At 45.3% G+C, this 853-nt stretch carries 2 protein-coding genes and 1 pseudogene; all 3 read left to right on the top strand.

The annotated features are described in order from the left end of the window. Positions 1 to 215: pseudogene (locus ACE1BR_RS23215) on the top strand (hypothetical protein); the annotation flags it as partial. 113 nt (positions 216 to 328) lie between these two features. Then, a complete protein-coding gene (locus ACE1BR_RS23210) occupies positions 329 to 544 on the top strand; it encodes a hypothetical protein (RefSeq protein WP_374874447.1) in 216 nt (71 codons plus the stop codon). 1 nt (position 545) lies between these two features. Continuing rightward, entirely contained in the window at positions 546 to 788 is a 243-nt protein-coding gene (locus ACE1BR_RS23205; protein WP_374874445.1) for a DUF4160 domain-containing protein, read from the top strand. Positions 789 to 853: the final 65 nt, after the last annotated feature.

Below are 853 nucleotides of genomic sequence, written 5' to 3'. Positions count from 1 at the left end.
AAAAAAAAAAAATAAAATCATTTAGCGTTCTTGTTTGGGCAGTTCAAAACAAGGCTTTGTCCAAAGATGAAGTCGATCTTGATGCGTTGGTTTTAGAGGAGTTCATAGCTGACCACAATGGTAAAGAACCTCCATTGCGGCTTAGTGCTGCCGCGTTTTGGCGAGGCTTAGCTGAAGTAGTTCAGGCTCATATTATTGCTAAATCGATGCGCTAAGGGCGTTATTTCATTAGCCCCAACTTTTTGTTCACTGGTGCTCGGATCGCCTTCACCACAGTGATCGAACGTGAGCGAATTGGCCCTATTGAATATATCGACACGGCAAAACCATGAAAAACTTGATCGAAGAAATAGCCATTGTTTGCGATGTGAGTGAGCGAAAATTGCGCGCGTTATTAACCGATCTAGGACTGGCTCAAATGCTTAACGAAGCTAGACGAATGCAGGTTGGTGCAGCTTACCAAGAAGAGCGTATGGTGTTTGACAACGAGCCCATTCCAGCAAGAAATATCAAACAAGCCTTTGAATCACTGAGAGAAGATTAAATTGCCAGTAATTCTTCGCATTAACGGGTATCGGTTCTTCTTCTACTCGAACGAAGGAGATCCGCAGGAACCCGTACACGTACACGTTTCAAAGGCTGGGAGTGAGGTCATGATCTGGCTAGAACCGGCGGTGGTCTTGTACAGAAACGATGGTTTCCGGGAACGGGCGTTGCGAGATGTGATCGTCATCGCAACAGAGCACAGAGCGTTTTTTGCGGAGAAGTGGCATGAATATTTAGCCTAAATTGGTGCGGTTCGATGAAAACAGCATGTGGGTTGAGCTACTGGATGGCCGGATCTTTTTTTTTT

Source organism: Aeromonas sp. MdU4 (genome assembly GCF_041929505.1).
In the GTDB taxonomy this organism is placed as follows: Bacteria; Pseudomonadota; Gammaproteobacteria; order Enterobacterales; family Aeromonadaceae; genus Aeromonas.
The sequence above is the reverse complement of the archived record's forward strand: the minus strand, read 5'-3'. Positions and strand labels throughout refer to the sequence as shown.